Source organism: Gluconacetobacter johannae, assembly GCF_014174305.1.
Classification (GTDB): Bacteria; Pseudomonadota; Alphaproteobacteria; order Acetobacterales; family Acetobacteraceae; genus Gluconacetobacter; species Gluconacetobacter johannae.
The window spans coordinates 57,787-82,968 of sequence record NZ_JABEQH010000001.1 but is presented as its reverse complement, the minus strand read 5'-3'; the positions used below and the strand labels follow the sequence as shown (position 1 = coordinate 82,968).

Annotated in this window: 20 protein-coding genes and 2 tRNA genes; 7 read left to right on the top strand and 15 right to left on the bottom strand. The window is 68.5% G+C overall.

Annotated elements, in window-relative coordinates:
- Position 1: 1 nt before the first annotated feature.
- Genes HLH21_RS00365 through HLH21_RS00355 form a run of 3 tightly spaced genes read left to right on the top strand, consistent with a single transcriptional unit; the run spans position 2 to position 5,549 of the window.
- Positions 2 to 3,949, top strand: a complete 3,948-nt coding sequence (locus HLH21_RS00365; RefSeq protein WP_182940243.1) for a bifunctional nitrate reductase/sulfite reductase flavoprotein subunit alpha — start codon at positions 2 to 4, stop codon at positions 3,947 to 3,949.
- The gene (locus tag HLH21_RS00360) at positions 3,949 to 4,575 is read left to right on the top strand and encodes an ANTAR domain-containing response regulator (RefSeq protein ID WP_182940242.1); all 627 of its coding nucleotides are present in this window, start codon (positions 3,949 to 3,951) and stop codon (positions 4,573 to 4,575) included. Before HLH21_RS00365 ends, HLH21_RS00360 begins: the two co-directional genes overlap by 1 nt.
- Positions 4,572 to 5,549 carry an ABC transporter substrate-binding protein gene (locus HLH21_RS00355; protein ID WP_182940241.1) on the top strand — a complete coding sequence of 326 codons (978 nt, stop codon included), beginning with the start codon at positions 4,572 to 4,574 and terminating at the stop codon, positions 5,547 to 5,549. The genes HLH21_RS00360 and HLH21_RS00355 overlap by 4 nt, the downstream gene beginning before the upstream one ends.
- Positions 5,550 to 5,677: 128 nt before the next feature.
- On the opposite strand, the gene HLH21_RS00350 is transcribed toward HLH21_RS00355, so the two are convergent.
- Together HLH21_RS00350 and HLH21_RS00345 are read right to left on the bottom strand one after the other, a co-directional pair.
- Positions 5,678 to 5,753: transfer RNA gene (locus HLH21_RS00350), tRNA-Glu, on the bottom strand.
- A gap of 108 nt (positions 5,754 to 5,861) precedes the next feature.
- Entirely contained in the window at positions 5,862 to 6,212 is a 351-nt protein-coding gene (locus HLH21_RS00345; protein WP_182940240.1) for a hypothetical protein, read from the bottom strand.
- A 48-nt stretch (positions 6,213 to 6,260) separates the two neighbouring features.
- Here HLH21_RS00345 and HLH21_RS00340 point away from each other — a divergent pair, with 48 nt between their 5' ends.
- Both HLH21_RS00340 and rpoH read left to right on the top strand, forming a co-directional pair.
- Complete coding sequence (locus HLH21_RS00340; RefSeq protein WP_182940239.1) at positions 6,261 to 7,232, top strand: RluA family pseudouridine synthase; 972 nt, start codon at positions 6,261 to 6,263, stop codon at positions 7,230 to 7,232.
- A gap of 250 nt (positions 7,233 to 7,482) precedes the next feature.
- Positions 7,483 to 8,370: an RNA polymerase sigma factor RpoH gene (gene rpoH, locus HLH21_RS00335; RefSeq protein ID WP_182940238.1), complete on the top strand. Its 888-nt coding sequence runs from the start codon at positions 7,483 to 7,485 to the stop codon at positions 8,368 to 8,370.
- Between the two features lie 41 nt (positions 8,371 to 8,411).
- Here rpoH and HLH21_RS00330 read toward each other — a convergent pair whose 3' ends face one another.
- From HLH21_RS00330 to argC, 5 genes are all read right to left on the bottom strand, one after another.
- Positions 8,412 to 9,701, bottom strand: coding sequence for an adenylosuccinate synthase (locus HLH21_RS00330; RefSeq protein WP_182940237.1), 1,290 nt, complete (start codon positions 9,699 to 9,701; stop codon positions 8,412 to 8,414).
- Positions 9,702 to 9,815: 114 nt separating this feature from the next.
- On the bottom strand, positions 9,816 to 10,961 hold the full coding sequence (locus HLH21_RS00325; protein ID WP_182940236.1) for an ATP phosphoribosyltransferase regulatory subunit: 1,146 nt from the start codon (positions 10,959 to 10,961) through the stop codon (positions 9,816 to 9,818).
- Positions 10,962 to 11,035: 74 nt separating this feature from the next.
- Positions 11,036 to 12,217 carry a phosphoserine transaminase gene (locus HLH21_RS00320; RefSeq protein ID WP_182940235.1) on the bottom strand — a complete coding sequence of 394 codons (1,182 nt, stop codon included), beginning with the start codon at positions 12,215 to 12,217 and terminating at the stop codon, positions 11,036 to 11,038.
- 18 nt (positions 12,218 to 12,235) lie between these two features.
- A tRNA-Leu gene (locus HLH21_RS00315) sits at positions 12,236 to 12,319 on the bottom strand.
- Positions 12,320 to 12,365: 46 nt separating this feature from the next.
- Positions 12,366 to 13,307: an N-acetyl-gamma-glutamyl-phosphate reductase gene (gene argC / locus HLH21_RS00310; RefSeq protein WP_182940234.1), complete on the bottom strand. Its 942-nt coding sequence runs from the start codon at positions 13,305 to 13,307 to the stop codon at positions 12,366 to 12,368.
- 154 nt (positions 13,308 to 13,461) lie between these two features.
- Between argC and mazG the strand changes: the two genes are divergently transcribed.
- The gene (gene mazG / locus HLH21_RS00305; protein WP_182940233.1) at positions 13,462 to 14,247 is read left to right on the top strand and encodes a nucleoside triphosphate pyrophosphohydrolase; all 786 of its coding nucleotides are present in this window, start codon (positions 13,462 to 13,464) and stop codon (positions 14,245 to 14,247) included.
- Between the two features lie 96 nt (positions 14,248 to 14,343).
- Positions 14,344 to 15,144: a non-homologous end joining protein Ku gene (gene ku / locus HLH21_RS00300; protein ID WP_182940232.1), complete on the top strand. Its 801-nt coding sequence runs from the start codon at positions 14,344 to 14,346 to the stop codon at positions 15,142 to 15,144.
- Positions 15,145 to 15,153: 9 nt separating this feature from the next.
- On the opposite strand, the gene ligD is transcribed toward ku (HLH21_RS00300), so the two are convergent.
- The 8 genes from ligD to HLH21_RS00260 form a co-directional block, all read right to left on the bottom strand.
- The gene (gene ligD / locus HLH21_RS00295) at positions 15,154 to 17,625 is read right to left on the bottom strand and encodes a DNA ligase D (RefSeq protein WP_182940458.1); all 2,472 of its coding nucleotides are present in this window, start codon (positions 17,623 to 17,625) and stop codon (positions 15,154 to 15,156) included.
- A 5-nt stretch (positions 17,626 to 17,630) separates the two neighbouring features.
- Positions 17,631 to 18,461: a non-homologous end joining protein Ku gene (ku, locus tag HLH21_RS00290; RefSeq protein WP_182940231.1), complete on the bottom strand. Its 831-nt coding sequence runs from the start codon at positions 18,459 to 18,461 to the stop codon at positions 17,631 to 17,633.
- Entirely contained in the window at positions 18,458 to 18,775 is a 318-nt protein-coding gene (locus tag HLH21_RS00285; protein WP_182940230.1) for a hypothetical protein, read from the bottom strand. The genes ku (HLH21_RS00290) and HLH21_RS00285 overlap by 4 nt, the downstream gene beginning before the upstream one ends.
- Before the next feature lie 196 nt (positions 18,776 to 18,971).
- Positions 18,972 to 19,817: an inositol monophosphatase family protein gene (locus HLH21_RS00280; protein ID WP_182940229.1), complete on the bottom strand. Its 846-nt coding sequence runs from the start codon at positions 19,815 to 19,817 to the stop codon at positions 18,972 to 18,974.
- 35 nt (positions 19,818 to 19,852) lie between these two features.
- On the bottom strand, positions 19,853 to 21,139 hold the full coding sequence (gene hflX / locus HLH21_RS00275; protein ID WP_182940228.1) for a GTPase HflX: 1,287 nt from the start codon (positions 21,137 to 21,139) through the stop codon (positions 19,853 to 19,855).
- 7 nt (positions 21,140 to 21,146) lie between these two features.
- Positions 21,147 to 21,443, bottom strand: coding sequence for an RNA chaperone Hfq (gene hfq / locus HLH21_RS00270; RefSeq protein ID WP_182940227.1), 297 nt, complete (start codon positions 21,441 to 21,443; stop codon positions 21,147 to 21,149).
- A 116-nt stretch (positions 21,444 to 21,559) separates the two neighbouring features.
- Positions 21,560 to 22,951 (bottom strand): nitrogen assimilation response regulator NtrX, encoded by a 1,392-nt coding sequence (gene ntrX / locus HLH21_RS00265; protein WP_182940226.1) that lies wholly within the window; start codon positions 22,949 to 22,951, stop codon positions 21,560 to 21,562.
- Complete coding sequence (locus HLH21_RS00260) at positions 22,941 to 25,157, bottom strand: sensor histidine kinase NtrY-like (protein WP_182940457.1); 2,217 nt, start codon at positions 25,155 to 25,157, stop codon at positions 22,941 to 22,943. The genes ntrX and HLH21_RS00260 overlap by 11 nt, the downstream gene beginning before the upstream one ends.
- Between the last annotated feature and the right edge of the window lie 25 nt (positions 25,158 to 25,182).

The window sequence follows — 25,182 nt, the reverse complement described above, 5'->3', positions numbered from 1 at the left end:
CATGGCGCGGGAGGACATCCGTACGGTCTGTCCCTATTGCGGTGTCGGATGCGGCATCGTGATGGAGGTGGCGAACGGACGCATTGCCCGTGTCCGGGGCGATACCGCGCATCCGGCGAATGGCGGCCGTCTCTGCACCAAAGGCAGTTCCTGCGACAGGCCGATCGCCTCGCCGGACCGCCTGAGCGGGGCGTTCGTCCGGGCGCAGCGCGGCGCCGCTCCCGCGCCGGCCCCCGTCGAACGCGCCATCGGGGACATCGCCAAGCGCCTGCGCGCGCTTCTAAACGCACATGGTCCGGATTCGATCGCGTTCTATGTCTCGGGCCAGATGTCGCTGGAAGCGCAGTATCTCGCCAACAAGCTGGCCAAGGGGTACATCCGCACGCAGCATATCGAATCCAACTCGCGCCTCTGCATGGCCGCCGCCGGCACCGGCTACAAGCTGTCGCTGGGCGCGGACGCCCCGCCCGGCAGCTATGAGGATTTCGACTGCACGAACCTGTTCTTCGTCATCGGCGCCAATATGGCCGATTGCCACCCCATCCTTTTCCTTCGGCTGCTGGACCGGAAAAGGGCGGGCGCCAGGCTCATCGTGGTCGATCCCCGCCGCACCGCCACCGCCGACAAGGCCGATCTTTTCCTCCAGATCCGGCCCGGCACCGATCTGGCCCTGCTGAACGGCCTTCTGCACCTGCTAGTCCGCAACGGCGCCATCGACCGGTCCTTCATCGAACAGGCAACGTCCGGCTGGGAGGAGATGCAGCCCTTCCTGGCCGATTATACCCCCCGGCGCGTCGCCGACATCACCGGCCTGAACGCGGACGACATCCTCACCGCCGCGCGATGGATCTCCGAAGCCGGCGAATGGATGAGCCTGTGGACCATGGGGCTGAACCAGAGCGTCGCCGGAACCTGGAACACGAATGCGCTGTGCAACCTCCACCTGGCCACCGGTGCGATCTGCCGGCCCGGAAGCGGCCCGTTCTCGCTGACCGGCCAGCCCAACGCCATGGGCGGGCGGGAGATGGGCTATATGGGTCCGGGCCTGCCCGGGCAGCGTTCGGCCATGGTCGCCGCCGACCGTGCCTTTACCGAGACGCAATGGGGCCTGGCGCCGGGAACCCTGCGCGAAGCCGGCGGCGCGGGCGCCATCGCGATGTTCGACGCCATGCGCCGGGGTGAAATCCGCGCCTGCTGGATCATCTGCACCAACCCCGTCGCGACCGTCGCCAACCGGACAAACGTCGTGGCCGGACTGGATGCCGCCGAACTGGTCATCGTCCAGGATGCCTATGCCGACACCGAAACCGGCGCAAAGGCCGATATCCTCCTGCCCGGCGCGCTCTGGGCGGAGGCGGACGGGGTACAGGTCAATTCCGACCGGACCCTGACCCTGGCCCGCCAGGTCCTTTCGCCGCCCGGCGAAGCCCTCGCCGACTGGGACATCATCGCCCGCGTCGGCCGGGCCATGGGGTTCGAGGACGCCTTTTCCTTTTCTTCCGCGGCGGATGTCTTCGAGGAAGCCCGTCGCTTCACCAACCCCGTGACGGGTTACGATATTTCCGGCATCAGCCACGCCCGCCTGCGTGAGGGACCGGTGCAATGGCCCTGCGCGCCCGGCGATACCGCCGCCCGCCATCCTGTCCGCTATCTTCCGCAGCCGGGACGCCTGCCGGTCTTCCCGACCAGGACCGGCAGGGCGAACTTCTTCGCCAGACCCTGGATGCGTCCGCATGAATGGCCGGATGAAACCCATCCGTTCGTCCTCAACAGCGGCCGCCTGCAGCACCAGTGGCACACCCTGACCAAGACCGGCCGCGTCGCCGGCCTCAACCGCCTCAATCCCGCTCCGTTCGTCGAAATCGCGCCCGATGACGCCGCGCGCCTGCGGATCGGAGAGGGCGACAAGGTCCGCCTCGTCTCCCGTCGCGGCGAGGCCGTGCTTCCGGCCACCCTGTCCGACAGGGTTTTGCCGGGCACCTGTTTCGCGCCTTTTCACTGGAACGACCGCTTCGGCGAACGCCTTGCCGTCAACGCGCTGACATCCGATGACATCGACCCGGTCTCGCTCCAGCCGGGATTCAAGCTCTGCGCCGTCTCCCTGGAACGCGTCGGCGAAACGGCGACACCCGACGGAAAGCCGGAGACAGAAGGGGAAATGCCTGACATGAAGTCGAAGCATCTTGCCACGCGCCTCGGTCTCGCGGAGCCGCAGCCCATGGTCCTCTCGGCCGATGCCCGATCCTGGCTTGAAGGCTTTCTCGAAGGGCTGCGCCTGTCCCCGCCCGCTGGCGACGTCCCGGTGGTCCCGCCTGCCGCGCCTCTGTCCGGCCCTCAGCGCGCCCGGCTCAACGGCCTGCTCGCCGGCCTCTATTCCCGTGAGCGTCCTTCCGAACCCGCCATGGAAAGCACCGCCACGGAAAGCCCTCCGGCCGGGCCGGTGATGAAACTCTGGTGGGCCTCGCAGACCGGCCGCGCGGAGGAACTGGCCGGAGACATCGCCGTCTGGCTGCGGGAAGCGGGCCATACGGTCGAATGCGCGTGCCTGGACAGTTGCAACGGCGGCGAAGGCTGGACGGGCACGGCTGTTTTCGTGGTGTCCACCTTTGGGGACGGCGATCCGCCCGACTGTGCAACGCCGTTCTGGGACGCCCTTCGCAGCCGCGCCACCCCTCTTGCGGATTGTGCTTACGCCGTGCTCGCGCTGGGTGATTCCTCCTATGCCAGCTTCTGCGGCTTCGGCCGCGCGCTGGACGCCCGCCTGACGGAACTCGGCGCCACCCCTTTGCTGGAACGAACGGAGTGCGAGCCCGACCATGAGGACACGGTGGACGCCTGGCGTCACCGCCTTCTGGGCGTACTGGGCAGCAGGGAAGCGTCCCCGGCCCGACCGGCCGCCGCGAAACCGGCAGGCATCACACGGGATGCCCCGGCCATCGCCCGCCTGTGCCTCAACAGGCCTCTTTGCGCGGCCGGCGCGGACAAGGACACCCGGCGGATCGGGTTCGACCTGTCGGGCACGGGCCTCACCTGGCGCGCGGGAGATGCGCTGGGTATCTGGCCCTGCAATGACGATGCGACGGTCGCACGGGTGCTCGAAGCCCTGCAACTCGGTCCGGATGTCACACTGTCCCTGCGCGGGCATGGTGCGGTCTCGCTGGGCGACGCCCTGCGGCGTCATCTCGATCTCTCGCGCCCGCTGCCCGCCCTGCTGAGTCGTCTGGACAGGCACGAAGGCGGCTTTCTGCCCGACCTCCTGGCGGGTGTCCGCCTCGGCGTCGCGGCGGAGGAGGTTCCCGGCCTGTTCCGCCGGTTGCAGCCCCGGCTCTATTCCATCGCCTCGTCGCCCCGCCACCATGCCGGAATCGTGGAACTGACCGTGGGCGTCAATCGCGCGCCCTGGCCCGGCGTGTGCTCGAGCTGGCTGGCCGGGCTGGAAGACGGCAGTCCCGTCCCGCTCTTTCTTCAGCCCACCTCGCACTTCCATTTGCCGGAAGACAGCACCACCCCCATCATCATGATCGGCCCCGGTACCGGGATCGCACCTTTCCGGGCCTTTCTGCAGGAACGCGCGGCCAGCGGCGCCACGGGCCGCAGCTGGCTCTTTTTCGGCGAGCGCCACGCGCAAGAGGGGTTCTATTATCGTGAGGAACTGGAAGCCTTTCGCACGTCCGGCTGCCTCACGCGCCTGGACACGGCGTTTTCCCGCGATCAGCCGAACCGCATTTACGTGCAGGACAGGATGGAAGAAGCCGGCGCGGAACTGTGGAACTGGCTGCGCGACGGCGCCACGCTTTATGTCTGTGGTGACGCCGCGCGCATGGCCCGTGACGTGGACGCCGCCCTGCGCCGCATCGTGACCCGTCACGGCGACATGCCCGCCGCCGCGGCGGACGACTATGTGACGGCGCTGACCCGCGCGGGGCGCTATCTGCGCGATATCTACTGATGGCGGGACCCAGCCGTGCCAATACCCCCGGTCCGGTCCCCGCGATCAGGGTCCTCCTTGCCGATGAAAACCCCAGCCGGGCGGGCGCGCTGTCGGACACGCTGCGGGCGGACAGTTCCCTCGTCGTGATTGCCGCCGATCCGGGCATGCCCCTGATGGACGCCGTCCGCCACCATACGCCGGACATCGTGCTGGTGGATATGTCCCGCGCCGACCGCGACGCGCTGGACAGCGTCCGCGCCCTGTCCGGCGCGGGCCTCGAACACCCGGTCGCCCTGTTCGTCGACGAGGACGACCAACAGCTTATGGAAGCCGCCTTCGAGGCCGGCATCTGTTCCTACAACGTCGTGGATACACCCCCTCGTGACGTGAAACCGCTTCTGCGCGCCGCCATCGCGCTGTATGCGCGTTTCCAGCAGACCCAGAACGAACTTCAGGCCGCCCGCAAGACGATCTCGGATCGCCAGACCATCGACCAGGCGAAACGGCTGTTCATGCAGAACGAGGGCTGCGGTGAAGGCGAAGCGTACCGCTGGTTCCGGAAACGGGCCATGGAGACCGCACGCAGAATCCCCGATATCGCCGCCGAATATCTGAGCAGACACAGGAAAGACGACACCCGATGAGCCATCCCCTTCGCATCGGCGTCCTCAGACTGGCAGACAGCGCCCCGATCGTCGTCGCGCGGAACGCGGGCCTGTTCGAGCGGCACGGCCTGTCCGTGGACATCGCCGTGTCCCCGTCCTGGGCCAATATCGCGGACGGCCTCGTCTGGAACGGTCTTGATTCGGCCTTGATCTTTCCGCCCCTCGCCATGATGACGGCACTGGGACGCCGCGGGAGAAAAACCGGCTTGCGGCCGGTGCAGGCCGTGAGCTTTGGCGGCAATATGATCGTGTTGCGTGGTCCCGCACGACCCGGCCATGACTGGACCGCCGGCCGGGCCGGCCACCGGTCATTCCGGAACTGGAAGGCCGACATCGGCCGCACGCCACGGCTGGCGGTGGTCCACGCCTACTCCACCCATCTGCTCATCCTCACGCGATTTCTTTCGTCCATCGGCATCTCTGTGCAGGACGACGTCCAGTTGAAGATCATGCCGCCCGACCGCATCATCGACGCCCTGTCCGCCGGCAGCATTGACGGATTCTGCGCCGGACCTCCGTGGGGCGAGGACGCGGCCCGGCAAGGCCTCGGCTTCGTCGTGGCCGGATCGGCCGCCATTTGTCCCGGTCATGTCGAGAAAGTCCTGGTCCTCAACGATCAGGCCCATATCGAAGCCGCGGACCTGTCCCGGACTCTTCTGGCAGCGCTGCACGACGCCATCGCCCTGTGCGTCGATCCCGCCAATGCCGACGATATCGCCCGGCAATTGGCGGCCCCCCTTGCAAAAGGCGGTCTGGCTCTGCCCTTCGCGGCAACGCGGGCCATTATGCCCGACGCGTCGCTTCCCGATGCGATGGTGTTCAAAAGCCGCAGTTGGGATCATGAAGCGCTGGGCTGGATGGTCTCCGACATGCAGGGCCTCGGCTGGATATCGCCCGAGGACGTCGTCAGCCTTGAACGGCTTGGGTGGCTGACACAGGAAATGGCAAGGTGATCTCTCGATGAGGGCGTCTGCGCGCCACAGAAGGAGAGGGGTCAGTAGGTCCCGCATGTCGCATACACATGTGCTACATCGCGAGGACCACAATGACTTGGCCAATCTAGCCAGGCACCTGTGGTGCGTGGCGTCCCGTACGGGATTCGAACCCGTGTTACCGCCGTGAAAGGGCGGTGTCCTAGGCCTCTAGACGAACGGGACGTGGACGAGGCAGCTTCTAGGTCATCATGCGGCGGGACGCAACCCATCCCGACATAGGAAAATAACCCCGGACCGATATTTTTTGCCGATCGGTTTCAGGGCGCATTTTCAAGGGGTCAGGCGCACCCGCCCGACAATGCGGCCATGCGGCAGGTCCCACAGGACGATGCGGTCGGCCCCGCCACCCGACAGGGAAATCGCCAGCAGCGTGTCGGCCTGCCGCGTCATGCCGGCAATACGGGTGCCCGCCGGTTCGTCCAGGACGAGGCTTCCGTAGTCGCCCGATGGCGGGGCGGCCAGCACGGCCGCCGCCGGGTTCGCGCCCGCCGGCGCGACGCCTGGCCTGGGGTGCGAGATCCGGTGCACCAGCACGCCCACCAGAACCAGCGAACCGGCCGCCAGCAACACCCCCATGAAGATGACGGCCGCCAGAAGCGCCTTCGATCCCTGTCCGTTCATGACTGCTTTCCGTTTCCGACCGACGTCTTTTTCCGTTAAGAGCCGCGCATGACCGACGATACGCAGCCCGTTTTCCTGACTGCCGGCACCGAGCATGCCGGCCAGCGCACCGACCGTTTCCTGGCCGACGCCATCGGCACGCTGTCGCGCTCGCGCGTCAAGGCGCTGATGGAAAGCGGCCACGTGTCGCGCGCGGGCGTCCCCCTGCGCGAACCGTCCGAGCCGGTGCGGGCGGGCATGTGTTATGAGATAAGGCAACCGCCCGCAATCCCCGCCACCCCGGCGGCGCAGGCGATTCCGTTCGCCATCCTGTACGAGGATTCGGACCTGATCGTGCTGGACAAGCCGGCGGGGCTGGTGGTCCATCCCGCCCCCGGCAACGAGGACGGGACCCTGGTCAACGCCCTGCTGGCGCACTGCGGCGACAGCCTGACGGGCATCGGCGGCGAACGCCGGCCCGGAATCGTCCACCGGCTGGACAAGGACACGTCGGGCGTCATGGTGGCGGCCAAGACCGAACGCGCCCACACCGCCCTGTCGGCGGCCTTTGCCGCGCGCGATATCGACCGCACCTACCTGGCCCTGTCATGGGGTATCCTTGCGCCGGCCACGGGGGAGTTCGCGGGCGCGATCGGCCGCGACCGGCGCGACCGCAAGCGCATGGCGGTCGTGCATCACGGCGGGGGCAAGCATGCGCTGACGCATTACCGGACGCTGCGTACGTTCCATGGCGCGGTCAGCTATGTCGAATGCCGCCTGGCCACCGGGCGCACGCACCAGATCCGCGTGCATTTCTCGACGGACGGACATCCGCTGATCGGCGACCCGGTCTATCTGCGGCGGATTCCGGCTGCCGCGCGCGGCCTGCCCGACGACGCGCGCCGTGCCGCGCTGGATTTTCCGCGCCAGGCCCTGCATGCCGCGCGACTGGGTTTCGTCCATCCCGGCACCGGTGAGTCGATGCTGTTCGAGACCCCGCCACCGGAGGATTTCCAGACGCTCATGGCAAAGATTGCTTAGTTTTAAGGCAGTTTGGGGGGAGTTCGCTTGACGGTAAACCGACCCGTCATTAGATTTGGCAGTTGTCCGGCGGGTGACGCGACCGCCGGAATGGACGTCTCGTGAGGATACGGCCCATGATGGGGGTGCCTCACGGGGACGTGAAGTCCATCCACGCGCCAATCGGGTGGGACCATGAAACCCTCTGATGGATGTGCCGTAGGACATCCCTCGGGCCGAAATGGCACCCCCGGAAAAGGAGTCCGATCCCATGGCCTCTTCCATTCTCAATGTTGGTCCTGAAACCAACCTGTCAAGGTACCTTCAGGACATCCGCAAATTCCCCATGCTCTCCCCCGAGGAGGAGCAGCGCCTGTCCCGCAGCTGGAAGGACAAGGGCGACACCAAGGCCGCGCACACGCTCGTCACCTCCCATCTGCGCCTGGTCGCCAAGATTGCCATGGGCTATCGCGGGTACGGCCTGCCGCTGGGCGAACTGATAAGCGAAGGCAATATCGGGATGATGCAGGCGGTCCGCCGCTTCGACCCCGATCGTGGCTTCCGGCTGGCGACCTATGCGATGTGGTGGATCCGCGCGGCTATCCAGGAATATATCCTGCATAGCTGGTCGCTGGTGAAGATGGGCACGACCGCCGCCCAGAAGAAGCTGTTCTTCAATTTGCGTCGCCTGAAAGGGCAGATGCAGGCCATCGACGACGGCGACCTGCAGCCCGAACAGGTGAACAAGATCGCCCAGTCCCTGGGCGTGCCCGAGCAGGACGTCATCAACATGAACCGTCGCCTCTCGGCGCCGGATCACAGCCTGAACGCCCCCTTGCGCGCCGACAGCGAAGGCGAGTGGCAGGACTGGCTGGTGGACGAGCACGACAACCAGGAACAGACCCTGGCCGACAGCGAGGAATTCAGCGGCCGCAAGGCACTGCTGGACAACGCGCTGAAGACGCTCAACGACCGCGAGCGCCATATCCTGACCGAACGCCGGCTGAAGGACGAACCGGCGACGCTGGAAGATTTGTCCCACACCTACAACATCTCGCGCGAGCGGGTGCGCCAGATCGAGGTCCGGGCGTTCGAGAAGGTCCAGGCCGCGATGAAGGCGGAAGTCGAGGCCCATCGCCAGGCCCACCAAGCCGGATAATCTCCGGGCGGGGGCTTTTGCCCCTGCCCGGCCGCGTGATTTCAGTTCTCGAACGGGTCGCGCATCAGGATGGTGTCGTCACGTTCCGGGCTGGTGGACAGCAGGGTCACCGGGGCTTCGACCAGTTCTTCGATCCGGCGGACGTATTTGATCGCCTGGGCCGGCAGGTCGGCCCACGACCGGGCGCCATAGGTCGTGCCGCTCCAGCCTTCCAGCGTCTCATAGACCGGCTTCACCCGCGCCTGTGCCGCCGGCGCCGAGGGGAAATGGCGGATTTCCTCGCCGTCCAGTTCGTATCCCGTGCAGATCCGCAGTTCCGGAATCCCGTCCAGCACGTCCAGCTTGGTCAGCGCCAGGCCGTTGACGCCGCCCACGCGCACCGCGCGGCGCACCAGCATGGCGTCGAACCAGCCGCAGCGGCGCGGACGGCCCGTGACGGTGCCGAATTCATGGCCGCGCTCGCCCAGGGTACGGCCCATCTCGTCATGCAGTTCGCTGGGGAACGGCCCCTCGCCCACCCGGGTGGAATAGGCCTTGGCGATCCCCAGCACGAAGCCGACCGTCCCCGGCCCGACCCCGCTGCCCGTCGCGGCATTGGCGGCGATGGTGTTGGAACTGGTGACGAACGGATAGGTGCCGTGATCGACATCCAGCATCACCGCCTGCGCGCCCTCGAACAGGATCTTGCGGCCGGCCCGGCTGCTGTCGTCCAGCAATTCCCACACCGTGTCCATGAAGGGCAGCACGCGCGGCGCCAGCGCGTTCAGATGCGCCAGCAGGGCGTCCTTGGTGAAGGTTTCCGACCCCAGGCCCGCCAGCAGCGTGTTGTGGTGCAGCAGCAGTTCGTCCAGCTTCCAGTCCAGCGTCTCGGGCTCGGCCAGGTCGCACAGGCGAATGGCGCGGCGGGCCACCTTGTCCTCGTAAGCCGGGCCGATGCCGCGTCCGGTCGTGCCGATCTTGCGGTCGCCGCGCGCAGCCTCGCGCGCGCGGTCGATGGCGCCATGCACCGGCAGGATCAGCGGCACGTTCTCGGCGATACGCAGCGTGCGGGGCGTGACCTCCAGCCCTTGCGCGGTGACGCGGTCGATTTCGGCCAGCAGGGCCTCGGGGTCCACCACGACGCCGTTGCCGATCACGCCCATCTTGCCCCGCACCAGGCCCGACGGCAGCAGCGACAGCTTGTAGGTCTGGTCGCCCACGACCAGGGTATGGCCGGCATTGTGCCCGCCCTGGAACCGCACGACGATGTCGGCGCGACTGGCCAGCCAGTCGACGATCTTGCCCTTCCCCTCGTCACCCCACTGGGCGCCGATCACGGTGACGTTGGACATGATGTGCTCCTTGAAATGCTGCCCGTCCGGGCCGTGCATCGTGGCCGCCGGGTAAACTGGATAAAGAACCGGGCGGGACCAGCCCCCCTTGTGCCGCCTGACTTATCAGGCGCGTCAGTCGAGCGCCACGATTCCGTCCCCACGGGCCAGCATCGCGCATCCCAGGCGCCGCGCCTCGGCCGCCGGGTCGGCCACGGCGCCCAGCGCGTCCACGGTGGCGTACCCGTCCTCGCGCAGGCGGCGGCCCAGTTCGGGGGCGGCATTCACCGGCAGGAACACGCGGGTCCGCCCTGCCCGGACCGGCGCCGCGCGCAGCAGCGCCTCGGGCCGCAGGGTCAGGCCGCAGGCGGGTTCGTCATCGTTCGACCGGTAGCGTCCGCCCCGGCCCAGTTCCTGATGCTGTCCCCGGGCATAGACGGTGACGCACACGCCCGTATGGTACTGCCAGCCCCGGAATTCGATCGGATCGACCGTCAGGCGGATATCGGGCACCCGCGCCGCAATCGCCGCCACGGTCGCCGCCAGCCGGTCGCTGAGCAGCCGGACCGACGGCGGCAGGTCCAGCCCCGCCAGCACCGCCAGGGCACGGTCGGCCGGCCCCGCGGCATGCAGCAGTTCGGTCAGCACCGGGGCCAGGCCGCCGGCCAGACGCGCCACCGCCGCCGCGTCCTTGCGGTCCAGCGCGCGCATCAGCGCCAGCCGTTCGTCGGGCGCATAGTCGATTTCCGCCATCAGCGCCGGCGCCAGGGGCGGCATCGTCAGGTCGAACGACACGCCCGGCACGCCCAGCGCCGCCAGCCCTTCGGCCCCCAGCGCGACGATTTCGGCATCGGCTTCAGGCGAATCCGGGCCGATCAGCTCGATGCCGGCCTGCGAGATCTGCCGATCGCTCTCCCGCGCCCCGCCGCTGGCCAGCACGCACAGCCCAGCATAGGACAGGCGCAGCGGGCGCGGCGCCTCGGCCAGGCGCGTGGCCGCGATCCGTGCGATCTGCGGGGTGATGTCGGGGCGCAGCGCCATCATCCGCCGCGTGTCGGGGTCCATCAGGCGGAACGCCTGCTCGGCCACCGCCGCGCCGGAGCCGGACAGCAGCGTGTCCTCGAATTCCAGCAGGGGCGGCTTGACCCGGCTGTAGCCGTGGGCGGCAAAAACCCGCATCAGGGCCTCCATGCCGGCGGCCTCGGCCTCGGCGTCCGGAGGCAGCAGGTCGACAAAACCTGCCGGCAGCAGGGCGGGGTTGGGAGGCGGATCGTCCGTCATGCGCGCGCCTATACCATCGTCGCGGCGATCCGTCATCTCCGCAGGTGGATCGTCCCGGCCCGAGCGGCCGGCCCCTATGCGTATTCGGCGCGGACCTGCGCCTCGGCCCAGTCCAGCCACGGCAGCAGCGCCCGCAGATCGGCCGTCTCGACCGTGGCGCCGCCCCACAGGCGCAAGCCGGCGGGCGCGTCGCGATAGCTGCCGATATCCAGCGCCACGCCCTCGGCCTCCAGCAGGGCGACGATCCGCTTGGCCGCCTTCGCCTGCGCGCCGGCGTCCAGCGCGCGGAACCAGGGGGCGACGATGGTCAGGCAGATCGACGTGCTGGACCGTTCGGCCGCGTTCTGCGCCAGGAACGCCGCCCAGTCCGACTGCGCGACCCAGTCCGCCACAACCGCCAGATTGGCCTTGCTGCGGCCGATCAGCGCCGGCAGGCCGCCGATGCCCTCGGCCCAGCGCAGCCCGTCCAGCGCGTCCTCGACGCACAGCATCGAGGGCGTGTTGATGGTGTCGCCCCGAAAGATGCCTTCGATCAGCTTGCCCTTCGAGGTCAGGCGGAAGACCTTGGGCAGGGCGCGCGGCGGCGGCGTTTCCTCCAGCCGGCGCACGGCGCGGGGCGACAGGGCCAGCATGCCGTGCGCGGCCTCGCCCCCCAGGACCTTCTGCCAGGACCAGGTGACGATATCCAGCTTCTCCCACGGCAGGTCCATCGCGAAGGCGGCCGAGGTCGCGTCGCAGATCACCAGGCCCTCGCGGTCCGCCGGAATGGCCGATCCATCGGGAATGCATACGCCCGAGGTCGTGCCGTTCCAGGCCAGCACCACGTCATGCGACCAGTCCACCTGCCCCAGGTCGGGCAGGCTGCCGTACTCGGCCGCCAGCACCCGCGCGGCGGGGGGGCGCAACTGCGCCATGATGTCGTCGGCCCAGGTCGCGGAAAAGCTCTCGAACGCCAGCACGTCGACCGGCCGTTCGCCGATCAGCGACCACAGCACCATTTCGACCGCCCCGGTGTCCGAGCCGGGAACGATGCCCAGCCGCCAGCCTTCGGGCATGCCCAGGATGGCGCGGGACCGGGTGATGACCTCGTTCAGCCGCGCCCGCCCGTCGGGCGCGCGATGGGACCGGCCCAGCAGCGCCCCCGACAGCGCATCCAGCGACCAGCCCGGACGCTTGGCGCAGGGGCCGGAGGAAAAGCAGGGATTGCCCGGCCGTACGCCGGGCTTGGTGATCGCATCGGGGGAAAGAGAAAGCATCATCCTGTCCGGAATTGATGGTACGAGAGAGGGGACTCGAACCCCTATGCCTTGCGGCGGTCGATTTTGAGCCGACTACGTCTACCGTTCCGTCACTCTCGCCTGGCGCCCTGCTTATCAGCAAACGGGGCGAACTGGCAATCGACCGCTAGGCCGGCCGGGCCGACGGCGCCAGACCCAGCATCAGGGCGATATTCTGGATCGCCGCCCCCGACGCGCCCTTGCCCAGATTGTCCAGGCGCGCGGTCAGCACGGCCTGGCGCCGGGCGTCATTGGCATGCACGCGCAGTTCCATCCGGTCGGTCCCCGCCAATGTATCGGCGATCAGGCCCGGCCCGGCGTCCTCGACGCTGACCAGATCGGATTCGGCATAGAACGCCGCCAGAACCGCCCGCAGGTCGGCCCCGGTCACCGGGCCGGCCAGCATGTCCAGATGCAGCGGGATCGACACGATCATCCCCTGCGGGAAATGCCCCACCGACGGCACGAACACCGGGACCCGCGACAGGCCGGAATAGCGCGTGATCTCCGGGACATGCTTGTGTTCCAGGGTCAGCCCGTACAGGTCGAAGGCCGGGCCGCCGTCGCGTTCGTGCGCCTCGATCATCGTGCGGCCGCCGCCGCTATAACCGCTGACGGCGTTGATGGTGACCGGATGGTCGGGGGACATCATCCCCGCCAGGACCAGCGGCCGCAGCAACCCGATGGCCCCGGTCGGATAGCACCCGGGGTTGGACACCCGGCGCGACGTCCGGATGGCGTCCGCCTGTCCCTGCCCCATTTCGGGAAAGCCGTAGACCCAGTCCGGGTCCACGCGAAAGGCCGTGCTGGCGTCCAGGATCCGGGGCGCCCGCCCGCCGGCCCGCGCGATGGACTCAACCATGCCGGCCGCGTCGCGCGAGGCGGCGTCCGGCAGGCACAGCACCACGATATCGACCGATTCCATCATGTCGCGGCGGGCCGACGGGTCCTTGCGATGTTCGGCGGCGATGGATCGGACCGTCACCGGCAGGCCGCGCAGGCGCTCGCGAATCCCCAGGCCCGTCGTCCCGGCCTCGCCGTCAATGAAAACCGTCGCCTGTCCGTCCATGGGTCCGTCCGCCTCGCATGACCCGCCGTGCGGGATCGCGGCGGACTATAATCCCGTGGGCTGCGCGGAACCAAGGCATGGATGAACGCCATGACAGGACGGCCGGTTCGCCCTACCCTGCCGGCTCCCTTCTTCCAGACCGGAGCCCCCCGCGATGTCCGATGCCGCCCAGGCGATTCAGCGTCTGATCGAAATCATGGCCCGCCTGCGCGACCCGAAGGACGGCTGCCCCTGGGACCAGGAGCAGGATTTCGCCTCGATCGCCCCCTACGCGATCGAGGAAGCCTACGAGGTCGCCGACACCATCGCGCGCCAGGACTGGGCCGCCCTGCCCGACGAGCTGGGCGATCTGCTGCTGCAGGTCGCTTATCACGCGCGCATGGCCGAGGAAGCGGGCTGGTTCGATTTCGCGACCGTGGCCACGATGATCGGCGACAAGATGATCCGCCGCCACCCGCATGTGTTCGGCGCCGCCCCCCTGCGTCCCGGCCAGTGGGAGGACGGCAAGGCGGAGGAGCGGCTGACCCGGCAGGAAAACGGCACGCTGGCCGGCATTCCCCTAGGCCTGCCGGCGCTGCTGCGTGCCCGCAAGCTGTCGGCCCGGGCCGCACGGGTCGGGTTCGACTGGGCCACGGCGACGGAGGTCGCCGACAAGGTGGATGAGGAAATCGCGGAGCTGAAAGCCGAACTCGGCTCCGGCGACCGGGCGCGCATCGCCGATGAGCTGGGCGACGTGCTGTTCACCCTGGCGACGCTGGCGCGCAAGCTGGACCTCGACCCCGAAGACTGCCTGCGCCAGGCCAACGCCAAATTCACCCGCCGCTTCACCGCCGTCGAGCAGGACCTGGCCACCCAGGGCCGCACCCTGCCGGACGCGACGCTGGCCGAGATGGAGGCCGGCTGGCAGGCGGTCAAGCGCCGCGAGCGCCAGATCCCCTGACACGATGCCCCCAGCCTGGTCCGGCAACCGTGGGGTCACGCGCACGTTTCCTGACGACGCAAGTCCGCCCCTTCCCCAAGGCGAGGGCCCCAGGCGATGGCACAACGCCCCTTCTGGAAAGGCTATCTGAAGCTGTCGCTGGTCACCTGCCCGGTGGCCATGACGCCCGCGACGACGGAAAGCGGGAAGGTTCGCTTTCACACCATCAACCGGAAGACCGGACATCGGCTGCGAAGCCAGTATGTCGATGCCCAGACCGGCGCCCCCGTCGCGGATGACGCGCAGGTCATGGGCTATCCCCGGGGCGAGGACGGCTATGTGATGCTGGAGGACGACGAGCTGGACGCCGTCGCGCTGGACAGCACGCACACCATCGACATCGAAACCTTCGTGCCGGCCGACAGCATCGGCTGGGTCTGGTACGATACCCCCCATTTCCTGATGCCCGACGACGAGATCGGGGAAGAAGCATACAGGGTCATCCAGGCCGCCCTTGTGGCCACCGGCACGGTCGGGATTTCGCGCCTGGTCATGTATCGCCGGGAACGGGCGGTGCTGCTGGAAGCCCGGGGCAAGGGAATCGTGCTGTGGACGCTGCATTTCGGCGGCGAGGTCCGCGACGCCGCCGATTATTTCACCGAGGGCGACGCCGAGGGGCGGCACGATCCGGAAATGAAGCTGCTGAAGGAACTGATCGACCGGCAGAAGGCCCCCTGGACCCCGAAGATGGTCACCGACCCGGTGCAGGACCACCTGCTGGATATCATCGAAGCCCGGAAGAAAACCCGCCAGCGGCCGCGCAAACCACGGGCGGCAGGCCCGGCCCCGGGCCGGGTGGTCAACATCATGGACGCGCTGAAAGCCAGCCTGGAAGCCGAATCGGGGCGGCGGCGGTAGAACGCGCCTCTATGCGACGTCATGCGGCGCGACCTCCAGCGGCCGGGCGGCCTTGCGGAATCCCTCCCACGGATCGGCATCGAGGGCGGCCAGCCGCGCGGGGGCCGTGGCGAGGGTGAAATGCGCCGGCCCGACCTCCGGGCCCAGTTCATCCCACGCCAGCGGCATGGACACCGGCGCGCCCGGCCGCGCGCGGGTCGAATAGGGTGCGACGGCCGTCGCGCCCCGCTGGTTACGCAGGTAATCGACCAGAATCCGCCCCTGCCGCCGGGCCTTGGTGATGGTCGCCACGTAGCAGTCGGGACTGTCGGACGCCATGGCCCGCGCCAGCCCCTGGGTGAAGGCCTTGACCGCGCGCCAGTCCGCGCCGGGCACCAGGGGACTTGCGACATGCAGGCCCTTGCCGCCCGAAAGCTTGACGAAGGCCGACAGGCCGGCGGCCTCCAGCCGCTGCCGCACCTCGTGCGCCGCGTCGATCACGGCGGTCCAGGGCACGCCCTCGCCGGGGTCCAGATCCATCACGATCATGTCCGGCCGCTCCCAGTCCCGGCACGACGCTCCCCAGGGATGAATCTCCAGCGTCGCGGCCTGCACCAGGCCCATCAATCCCTCGAAATCACGAATGCCGATCAGCTTTCCGCCCTCCGCGGCGGGGTCGTCCAGCGCCACCACGCCGGGGCCGGCTCCTTTCCAGAAATTCTTCTGAAAGAAGTGCTGGCCCGTCATGCCGTCGGGACAGCGCAGCAGCGCCAGGGGACGATCGACGATGAAGGGCGCGATGTAGCGCCAGACATCGGCGTAATAATCGGCCAGCCCTTCCTTGGTGACCCCTGCGTCCGGCCAGTACAGCCGGTCGGGATGGGTCAGGGTCACGATACGGCGCTGCGGCGGCGTGGGGGCGGCCTGGGGTGTTTCGACCTCCCGGACGATCTGGGTGGCCGGCTTGTCGTCGCGCAGGCCACGGAAGGACGCATGGCGCAGATGTCCGTCCGCCGTCCATGCCCGGAATTCGATTTCGGCCACCAGTTCGGGGCGCACATACCGTACGCCCCGCGCCTCGTCGGCCGTCAACGCGCCGGCGAACGGGCTGGCGCCCACCCCCATCGGGTCCAGCCGGCGGAACAGCTCCCGCGCCAGCGCGGCGCTGAAACCGGTGCCGACGCGCCCGACATGGCACAGGCCATCCCCATCATAGACCCCAAGCACGAGCGAGCCGATCGCCGTCTTCGAAACCGTGGAAGGCACATAGCCGCCGATCACGAATTCCTGCCGGGCGGAGCATTTCGACTTGACCCATTCCCTGCCCCGGCCCGACCGATACGGCGCATCCCGCAGCTTCGAGACGACCCCTTCCAGGCTCAGCCGGCAGGCATGATGGAACACCAGGTCGCCCGCCTGGTCGAACTGGTCGCTGAAGCGTAGCGGGCCGTCCTGCGCCGGGACGAGAGTCCGCAGGATCTCCTTGCGCGCCGTCAGCGGCGCGCCCCGCAGATCCTGCCCGTTCCAATGCAGCAGATCGAACACATAGAAGACGAACCGGTCCGTCCGCCCGGAGGAAAGATCCGCCTGCAGGGCGGAAAAATCGGAGACGCCGTTCGCACTCTCCACCACCATCTCGCCGTCGATCAGCGCGTCATCCAGCGGCAGGGCCGACAGCCTGTCGATGACCTGGGGGCCGAATCGCGCCGTCCAGTCCAGGCCGCCGCGGGTCAGCAACCGGACCTGCCCCTCCGCGACCCGCGCCAGCAGACGATAGCCGTCGAACTTGATTTCATGGATCCAGCGCCGGCCACCCGGCGGCCGGGGCGCCAGGGTCGCCAGTTCCGGTTCGACGAAGGCCGGCATCGGCGCGGGGACGGCGCCCTTGATCCGGTCGGGTCCGGCAGGCGTGCTTCGCCGGGGGACCGGGGGACGCCCCGCCGCGATATCGTCGAGGGACCGACCGGTCTTCACCGAGTCCGGCCGTTCGTCGAGAATGTCAGGGTCGGCCTCGGTGCGGGCGGCCGCGTCATCTCCCTTGATGAGCAGCCAGTTGTCCCGCTTCTCGCGCCCCCTGGCCGCCATTCGGACCAGATGCCATCGCCCGTGCAGTTTTTCGCCCTGCAATTCGAAATCGAGATGCCCTTTCGCCAGGCCGGCGGCCACGTCATGCAGCGGGGTCCAGATGCCGCGATCCCACAATTCGACCGTGCCGCCGCCGTACTGTCCCTTTGGAATCGTCCCTTCGAAATCGCCGTACTCCAGGGGATGGTCCTCGACATGCACGGCAAGGCGTTTCTCGCCGGGGACCAGGCTTGGGCCTTTCGTCACGGCCCAGCTTTTGAGCACGCCATCCACTTCCAGGCGGAAATCGTAATGCAGGCGTCGCGCCGCGTGCTTCTGCACGACAAAGAGATGGCCCGCCGCCGCCGCGGCCGCCCCCCTGGGCTCGGCCGTGATGCGGAAATCGCGCTTCTTGCGATAGGTCTGGAGCGTCGCCATCGGGCTCAACCGGCCTTCCGGCGCGGGCCCGCCCGGCCGCCGGGTGGGCGGGTCGCCGGCCGCTTCTGGCCCGCGCTGGCCCGCAGGGCCGCCATCAGATCGACAACCGCGCCGCGCGCCGGCCGGGCCGGGGCCTCGATCTTGCGCCCTTCGCTCTTGGCCCGGACCAGCGCGGCCAGCGCGCCTTCATAGCGGTCCTCGAACGCCGCCGGATCGAAATGACCCATCCGGGTGTGGATGATATGCCGGGCGAGGTCGATCATCTCGCCCTTCAACCCCTCCGCCGGGATGTCCTGGAACGCCTCGTCCACCGAACGGATTTCGTAGTCGAAATGCAGGGTCGAGGCGATCAGCCCCGCCTTGCAGGGGCGGATCAGCAGCGTCCGGACGCGGCGAAACAGCACGCTTTGCGCCAGCGCCGCCATTTTCATGTCCCGCAACGCATCGCGGATCAGCGGATAGGCGCCTTCCTCGTCCGACGTCCCGGCGGCGAGATAATAGGACCGGTCGAGATAGATGTCGTCGATCTCGCGGCACGCGACGAACGCCGACACCGCGAGCGTCCTGTCGCTGTCGGGCACGGCGGCGGCGATCTCGTCGGGTTCGAGCATCACATGCTCGCCGGGGCCGGTTTCGTACCCTTTCACCTGATCGTCCGGCGCGACCGGCTGGCCGGTCTCCTCGTCCACGAAGCGCCGCCGCACGCGATGGCCGGTGGCGCGGTTGAGGATATGCAGGGCAATACGCTCGGATTCCGAGACGGCGGTATAGAGCGCCACCGGGCAGACCAGTTCGCCGACCCGCAGCAGGCCCTTCCAGTTGGCGCGCGGCGTCATGGCCCGTCCCGCGACGGGGCCGGCGATGGCGGAAGGTTGCCGGAGCAGTGCCCCGACCGGTCCTTCCGCGCGTCGGGGCAAACCGTCGGTTCCACCGGCTTCCGGTGTGGCGGCTGCTCTGGCCGGTGCGGCATCGGCGCGGGTTGGGCCTGGCGTCGCGAGGGCGGCAATGTGCGTTCCAGCGTGTCGGTGCCGGTCGCATGGGGGGCATCGGGCGGCGCGGTCCCACTGCCCGAGGGTTCCGTGCCCGACCCCTGGGCGCCGGCCGGGGACGACAGCAGCGCAAGCGCCAGGCAGAAAACAGAACCCGGCATCGTCATCATCAGACGCATGGCTCGGCCCCCTCAGGGCGCTGCCCTGAAACCCGCCAAGGGCCACCGGCCCCTGGAAACCAATTCGTTATCCATGATCGGGGTCCGGGGCCTCAGGCCCCGGTGGGTTCGGGCAAGGCCCGACCTTGGAAATCCTGACGCCCGCCAGGGGGATTGGTTGCCCCGCCCAGGGGGAAAATCATCGGCCGGAGGGCCGCTCCATCAGCAGGTCGTACAGATCCTGCCAACTGGCGCGATCCGGGGCATAGAGCAGCCCGCCTTCCCGGTCGGTCACACGATAGGGCGAGCCGTCGAAATGCGCGCAATAGCCCCCGGCCTCGCGATGGATCAGCCACCCGGCCAGATGGTCCCAGGGCAGGGTTCGGTTGAACAGCAGGAAATGGCACTTGGCGTCCGCGACCATCAGATATTCATGCGCGGCGCAGCGAAAATCCCACGACCCCATCACCCGGGGCAGATTGTGCGCCACGGTGTCGCGAATCGCGGGGTTCAGATACCGCCACGACGCATTGCCGCACATCGCCTCGGCCGCCACGGGGGACGCCACGGACAGGGCGCGTTCGCTCCCGTCGGGGCCCACCATCCAGGCCCCCTCGCCCCGCACGGCCAGGGCCGCCACATCGCAGACCGGATCGAGGATCGCGGCGCCCGCGACCTCGCCCCGGATCACCGCCGACACCATCACCCCGAACAGGGGCACGCCGGCGGCATAATTGGCAGTGCCGTCGATCGGATCGATCACATAGGCCAGTTCGGCGTCGCCCAGCGCATCCAGCAGGTCGGGCCGGGCGCATGCGGCCTCCTCGCCGATCACCACGGCGCCGGGCGACAGGTGACGCAGGGCAGCGGCGATCTCGCGCTCGGCAGCCTCGTCGGCCTCGGTCACGACGTCCAGCGGGCTGCTCTTGCAGCGGATGCTTGTCGAATCGAGCCGCCGGAAGCGCGGCATGATCTGCCGGGACGCCGCGCCACGCATGACCTCCAGCACGGCGCGCATGCCATTGACCGAAACAGGGACCGTCATCGTCATTCTCCGCCGGCTGTCACGCGCGGGCTGCCCTACCTGCCGCGCTCCGCAGTCTGAAGATCGAAGCGCGCCCGGTCGGCCGGCAGCAGCCGGGCGGTCACCTCGATCTCGGTCTCGCCGTCCCGGCGCTCGGTGATCTCGCCATGGGCATAGAGCCACGCCAGCAACGCCCCCTCGCCCACCGGCAGCGTATAATGCACCGTTTCCATGGCTTCGGTGAGGCGGGCGTCGATCGCCGACAGCAGCTCGGGCAGGCCCTCGCCGGTGATGGCGGAAATGACCACGCTGCCCTTGCGCGCATGCACGGCCTCGCGACCGCCGATCAGGTCGGCCTTGTTCTGGACCTCGATCACCCGCGACCGCCAGTCCTCCTCCAGCGTGCCGCTGCGGGCCATGCCTTCCAGGACGTCCTCGACATCGGTGCGCTGCGCCGTGCTGTCGGGATGCGAGATGTCGCGGACATGCAGGATGATGTCGGCCTCGGCCACTTCCTCGAGCGTCGCGCGGAAGGCGGCGACCAGCTCGGTCGGCAGGTCGCTGATGAATCCCACGGTGTCGGACAGGATGATCCGCCGCCCCGACGGCAGGCGGATGCCGCGCATCGTCGGGTCGAGCGTGGCGAACAACTGGTCCTGGGCAAAGACGGCGGCCCCGGTCAGGGCGTTGAACAGGGTGGATTTTCCGGCATTGGTATAGCCCACCAGGGCCACCACCGGAAACGGCACCCGCCGCCGGGCCGCGCGATGCAGCCCCCGGGTGCGCCGCACCTGCTCCAGTTCGCGCTTCAGGCGCACGATGCGGTCGCCGATCATGCGGCGATCGGCCTCGATCTGCGTTTCGCCGGGGCCGCCGAGGAAGCCGAATCCGCCGCGCTGGCGTTCCAGATGCGTCCAGGTCCGGACCAGGCGGCTGCGCTGATATTCCAGATGCGCCAGTTCGACCTGAAGCGTGCCTTCCTTCGTCGCCGCGCGCTCGCCGAAAATATCCAGGATCAGGGCCGTCCGGTCGATGACCTTGCAGCCCAGCGCCCGTTCCAGGTTGCGCTGCTGCACCGGCGTCAGGCGCGAATCGATGATGACGACGGCGACACGGTCCTCCTGGACCGCCGCACGCAGCGAGTCGACCTGGCCGCTGCCCAGCAGCGTGGCCGGGCGACGTGCGCGCAACAGCAGGATCGCCTTGCGGACGATGACCAGGCCGATCGACGCGGCAAGGCCCACCGCCTCTTCCAGCCGGGCTTCGGCGGCACGGACTTCGTCCTGGCGGTCAGGCCGCTCCCACGGCAGGATGACCGCCGCCCGCGTCGCGGACTGCTCCATGCGCGTCTCAGAGGATATCGGTGTCACCCGCCATGTCTTTTTCCGCCGCATCCACCGCCGCTTCCTCGCCGCGCGACGGTTCGAACAGGACCACCGGGGTCGCGGGCATCACGGTGCTGATCGCGTGCTTGTAGACAAGCTGCGTATGGCCGTCGCGGCGCAGCAGCACCGAGAAATTATCGAACCAGGTGATGATACCCTGAAGCTTCACACCGTTCACCAGAAACACGGTGACCGGGGTCTTCGACCGTCGGACGTGGTTGAGGAAGACGTCCTGAACATTCTGCGTTGGTTCTTTTGCCACGGTGGGGCCTTACTTTTTTCTGTGGGCGGGTTCGGGCGCCGCAAGGCTCACCCCGTTCCAGGCCGTGCGTATTTGATGGGCACTATCTAGCAGGCCCTTAGGCCCGGGGCAAAACCTCATCCACCGCCCCGCTCCTCGGACGTCACGCCAAGCTGTTTGAGCTTGCGGTGCAGGGCGCTGCGCTCCATCCCGACAAACCCCGCCGTCCGGCTGATATTTCCCCCGAAACGCAGCAATTGGGCCTGAAGGTACTGGGTTTCGAACAGATCCCGCGCCTCGCGCAGCGGCAGGCCCATGACGTCGGCGGCCGGATCAAATTTCAGCAAGGCCGGCGCACCCTGGCCGACCGACGGCGGCAGCATCTCGGCCCGGATCGGATCGGACCCGTTGCCCGGCATCATAATCAGCAGCCGTTCCATCAGGTTACGCAGTTCACGCGCGTTGCCCGGCCAGTCGTAGCTCTGCAACGCAGCGATGGCGTCGCCCGACAGTTCGCGCAACGGCAGGCCGGCGTTTTCCGCCGCGCGATGCAGGAACAGGCGCGCCAGGCCCGGGATGTCCTCGCGCCGTTCCCGCAGGCTGGGAACGCGCAGCGGCACCACCGCCAGGCGATAATACAGATCCTCGCGGAAGCGGCCGGCGGCGATGGCCTCCTGCAAATCCCGATTCGTCGCGGCCAGCACGCGGACATCGACCTTCACCCGCGACGACCCGCCCACCCGCTCGAAGCTCTGGTCCTGCAATGCGCGCACGATCTTGCCCTGGGTCTCGATCGGCATGTCCGAGACCTCGTCCAGCAGCAGGGTGCCGCCGTGCGCGCGCTCCAGCACGCCGGTCCGCCGGCCCGCGCCGTCGGCCGCGCCCTCGATCCCGAACAATTCCTCCTCGAACCGGCCCGGGGCCAGGGTGGCGCAGTTCAGCGCGATGAACGGCCCTTCGGCCCGGCGCGAGCGGGCATGGATCATGCGGCTCGCGACCTCCTTGCCCGCCCCGGCCGCGCCCGAGATCAGCACGCGCGACCCGCTGGGCGCCACACGCTCGATCTGGCTGCGTACCCCCGCGATCACCGAACTGTCGCCGAACAGCATTGCCTCGGGCCCGGCGCGCAGGCGCAGCTCGGCGTTTTCCCGCGCCAGGCGCGACGCCTCCAGCGCGCGCCGCACCACCAGCAGCAGCCGGTCGGACTGGAACGGCTTTTCGATGAAATCATAGGCGCCGTGCTGCAACGCCGCGACCGCGGTCTCGATCGTGCCGTGGCCCGAAATCATGATCGTGGGGACCGCCGGCTCTTCCCCCTGGATGGCCTGGAGAATGCCCAGCCCGTCCAGCCGCGACCCCTGCAGCCAGACATCAAGTATGACCAGGGAGGGCCTGCGGGCCCGGAACGCGCTGATCGCCGCATCCGAATCCCCCGCCAGACGGGTCTCGTAGCCTTCGTCCCGAAGAATACCTTCGATAAGCAGCCGGATATCCGGCTCATCATCGACGATCAGGATTTCATGCCCCATGGTCGTCCTTTATAGGCAGTATCAAGATCGAAACCGCTCCCCTACCGTCCGGCCGGTCGTCCAGACGGATGCTACCCCCATGATCTTCCAGAATTTTCTTGACGATCGCGAGACCCAGGCCGGTTCCTTTCGGTTTATGGGTCACATACGGCTCGGTCAGTCGCTGCCGATCTTCCTCGGGCAACCCGACGCCGTCGTCGGATATCGCGAGGCGGGCAGCCGTTCCATCGACGTGCAAGACAATCCGGACAGTTCCCGTCGGGCCGACGGGAACGTTCGCAGCATCCCTGTCTTTTGGAACCATTGCAATGGCATCGGCCGCATTCTGCAACAAATTGGTCAGGGCCTGGCCGACCAGGCGCCGGTCGCACGAAACCACCGGCCCGTGATTCGGCAGTTCGGTCTCGTAGCGGATCTCGGGGTGGGCGGCGCGTTGCAGGATCAGGGCCTCGCGCACGATTCGCGACAGATCCTCGGGGCGGATGATCGGCTGCGGCATCCGCGCGAAGGCGGAAAATTCGTCCACCATCCGCCCGATATCGCCGACATGGCGCACGATGGTGTCCGCGCACTGGGCGAAGGTTTCCGGGTCGGACGTGATTTCGCGCAGGAAGCGCCGCTTCAGGCGCTCGGCGGCAAGCTGGATAGGGGTCAGGGGGTTCTTGATCTCGTGCGCGATGCGACGGGCGACATCGGCCCAGGCCGCCTTGCGCTGCGCCGCCTGCAAGGCAGTGATGTCGTCGAACGTCACGACATAGCCGTCGGGCGAGGCGCCCCGCGCCTCGGCCCCGATCCGGACCAGCAGGGTGCAGGTCCGCGCGCCCGTGCCCACCTGGACCTCGCCGGTCCAGACGCGGTCGGGGGCGCGGGCGGTCTCGTCCAGCATCGGGCCGAATTCCGGCACGACATCGACCAGATGCCGCCCGACGGCCGCCGCCAGGTCCTGCTGCAGCAGGACGCCCGCCGCGCGATTCGGCAGTTCGATCACCTGCTGGGCGTCCAGGCCGATGACGCCGGCCGAAACCCCCGACAGCACGGCCTCGGTGAAGCGGCGGCGCTCGTTGATCTGGCTGTAGGCCACCATCAGTTCGGACCGCTGGCTGGCAAGCTGGTCGGTCATGCGGTTGAAGGCCCGTGACAGGCTCGACACCTCGTCATCGCGCTCGCCCTCGGGCACGCGCACCTTCAGGTCGCCGTCGCTGATGCGTTCCGACGCCAGGATCAGCAGGCCCAGCGGCCGGGCGATCTGGTTGGCCAGCACCAGCCCCACCAGCACCGCCGCCGACAGCACCAGCACGGCGACCAGGGCGAAGATCAGCACGAAGGTGAACTGGATCTTCGACCGGTTGCGGTTCAGCCGCTGGTAATCGGCCACCACCAGGTCCGTCTTGTGCATATGGTCCAGGATGACCGGATCGACGGGCCGGGTAATCACCAGCATCAGCGCCGGCGTGTCGCCCAGCGAGATCACCGCGCGCACCGTCTTTTCGTCCGGCGAATCGAGAATCGCGATCTCGTTGGTGCGCGCCATCATCGTCGCCGACGGCGGCGGCAGCGCCTGCATGTTGCCCGTGCGGCTCATCAACCCGCCCGACGCCACGACGGTATGCGTCAGCGGATCGTAGATCACCGCCTCGTCCAGGCCGCGCAGGGTCGCCTGGGAATCGAGGATCTGGTCCAGCGCCTCGGGGTCATGCATCAGGTCGGACCCGGAGGCCGACAGGCTGTTCTGCGCCCCGGCCAGATAGTTGGCGAGCGAGAATGCCTCGGTCCGGATATTGGCGTTATGCTCCTGCAGATAGCCGTGCGAGGCCTGCAACGCCTCGTTCAGCGCGGTGTTCACCCGGTCGCTGAACCAGATCTGGATGCCGTAATGGAAGAAGACGGCGGCGAACGTGCCCACCACGATGGTCGGCGCAACCGCCACGATGCCGAACAGCGTCACCAGGCGGACATGCAGCCGTGCCCCGGCCAGGCCCCTGCGCCGTTCGGCCAGCACCCGGCCGACACGTTCGGCCAGCGCCAGCGCCAGCAGCAGCAGGACCAGGAAATTCAGCAGGAAAATCAGCGCCTGCACGCGCGGGTAATGCGTCAGCGACATGCCGCCGGACAGGACGACGAAGGTCGCGACCCCCAGGCACAGCGCCAGCGCCACCAGCATGATCGCCACGTCGCGGCGCGCCAGCATGTCCACCAGCCTCTGCATCGGCCCGGCCGGCCGGCCAGGGGTG

What these genes read in the sequence shown, in the direction of transcription:
- HLH21_RS00345 (WP_182940240.1), bottom strand. Translation starts at nt 6,212, where the DNA reads ATGAACGGACAGGGATCGAAGGCGCTTCTGGCGGCCGTCATCTTCATG.
- HLH21_RS00320 (WP_182940235.1), bottom strand. Translation starts at nt 12,217, where the DNA reads ATGCTTTCTCTTTCCCCCGATGCGATCACCAAGCCCGGCGTACGGCCG.
- rpoH (WP_182940238.1), top strand. Translation starts at nt 7,483, where the DNA reads ATGGCCTCTTCCATTCTCAATGTTGGTCCTGAAACCAACCTGTCAAGG.
- HLH21_RS00365 (WP_182940243.1), top strand. Translation starts at nt 2, where the DNA reads ATGGCGCGGGAGGACATCCGTACGGTCTGTCCCTATTGCGGTGTCGGA.
- mazG (WP_182940233.1), top strand. Translation starts at nt 13,462, where the DNA reads ATGTCCGATGCCGCCCAGGCGATTCAGCGTCTGATCGAAATCATGGCC.
- hflX (WP_182940228.1), bottom strand. Translation starts at nt 21,139, where the DNA reads ATGGAGCAGTCCGCGACGCGGGCGGCGGTCATCCTGCCGTGGGAGCGG.
- ntrX (WP_182940226.1), bottom strand. Translation starts at nt 22,951, where the DNA reads ATGGGGCATGAAATCCTGATCGTCGATGATGAGCCGGATATCCGGCTG.
- ligD (WP_182940458.1), bottom strand. Translation starts at nt 17,625, where the DNA reads ATGGCGACGCTCCAGACCTATCGCAAGAAGCGCGATTTCCGCATCACG.
- argC (WP_182940234.1), bottom strand. Translation starts at nt 13,307, where the DNA reads ATGGACGGACAGGCGACGGTTTTCATTGACGGCGAGGCCGGGACGACG.
- HLH21_RS00280 (WP_182940229.1), bottom strand. Translation starts at nt 19,817, where the DNA reads ATGACGGTCCCTGTTTCGGTCAATGGCATGCGCGCCGTGCTGGAGGTC.
- HLH21_RS00260 (WP_182940457.1), bottom strand. Translation starts at nt 25,157, where the DNA reads ATGCAGAGGCTGGTGGACATGCTGGCGCGCCGCGACGTGGCGATCATG.
- HLH21_RS00325 (WP_182940236.1), bottom strand. Translation starts at nt 10,961, where the DNA reads ATGACGGACGATCCGCCTCCCAACCCCGCCCTGCTGCCGGCAGGTTTT.
- HLH21_RS00355 (WP_182940241.1), top strand. Translation starts at nt 4,572, where the DNA reads ATGAGCCATCCCCTTCGCATCGGCGTCCTCAGACTGGCAGACAGCGCC.
- HLH21_RS00285 (WP_182940230.1), bottom strand. Translation starts at nt 18,775, where the DNA reads ATGCCGGGTTCTGTTTTCTGCCTGGCGCTTGCGCTGCTGTCGTCCCCG.
- HLH21_RS00340 (WP_182940239.1), top strand. Translation starts at nt 6,261, where the DNA reads ATGACCGACGATACGCAGCCCGTTTTCCTGACTGCCGGCACCGAGCAT.
- HLH21_RS00360 (WP_182940242.1), top strand. Translation starts at nt 3,949, where the DNA reads ATGGCGGGACCCAGCCGTGCCAATACCCCCGGTCCGGTCCCCGCGATC.
- ku (WP_182940232.1), top strand. Translation starts at nt 14,344, where the DNA reads ATGGCACAACGCCCCTTCTGGAAAGGCTATCTGAAGCTGTCGCTGGTC.
- ku (WP_182940231.1), bottom strand. Translation starts at nt 18,461, where the DNA reads ATGACGCCGCGCGCCAACTGGAAGGGCCTGCTGCGGGTCGGCGAACTG.
- HLH21_RS00330 (WP_182940237.1), bottom strand. Translation starts at nt 9,701, where the DNA reads ATGTCCAACGTCACCGTGATCGGCGCCCAGTGGGGTGACGAGGGGAAG.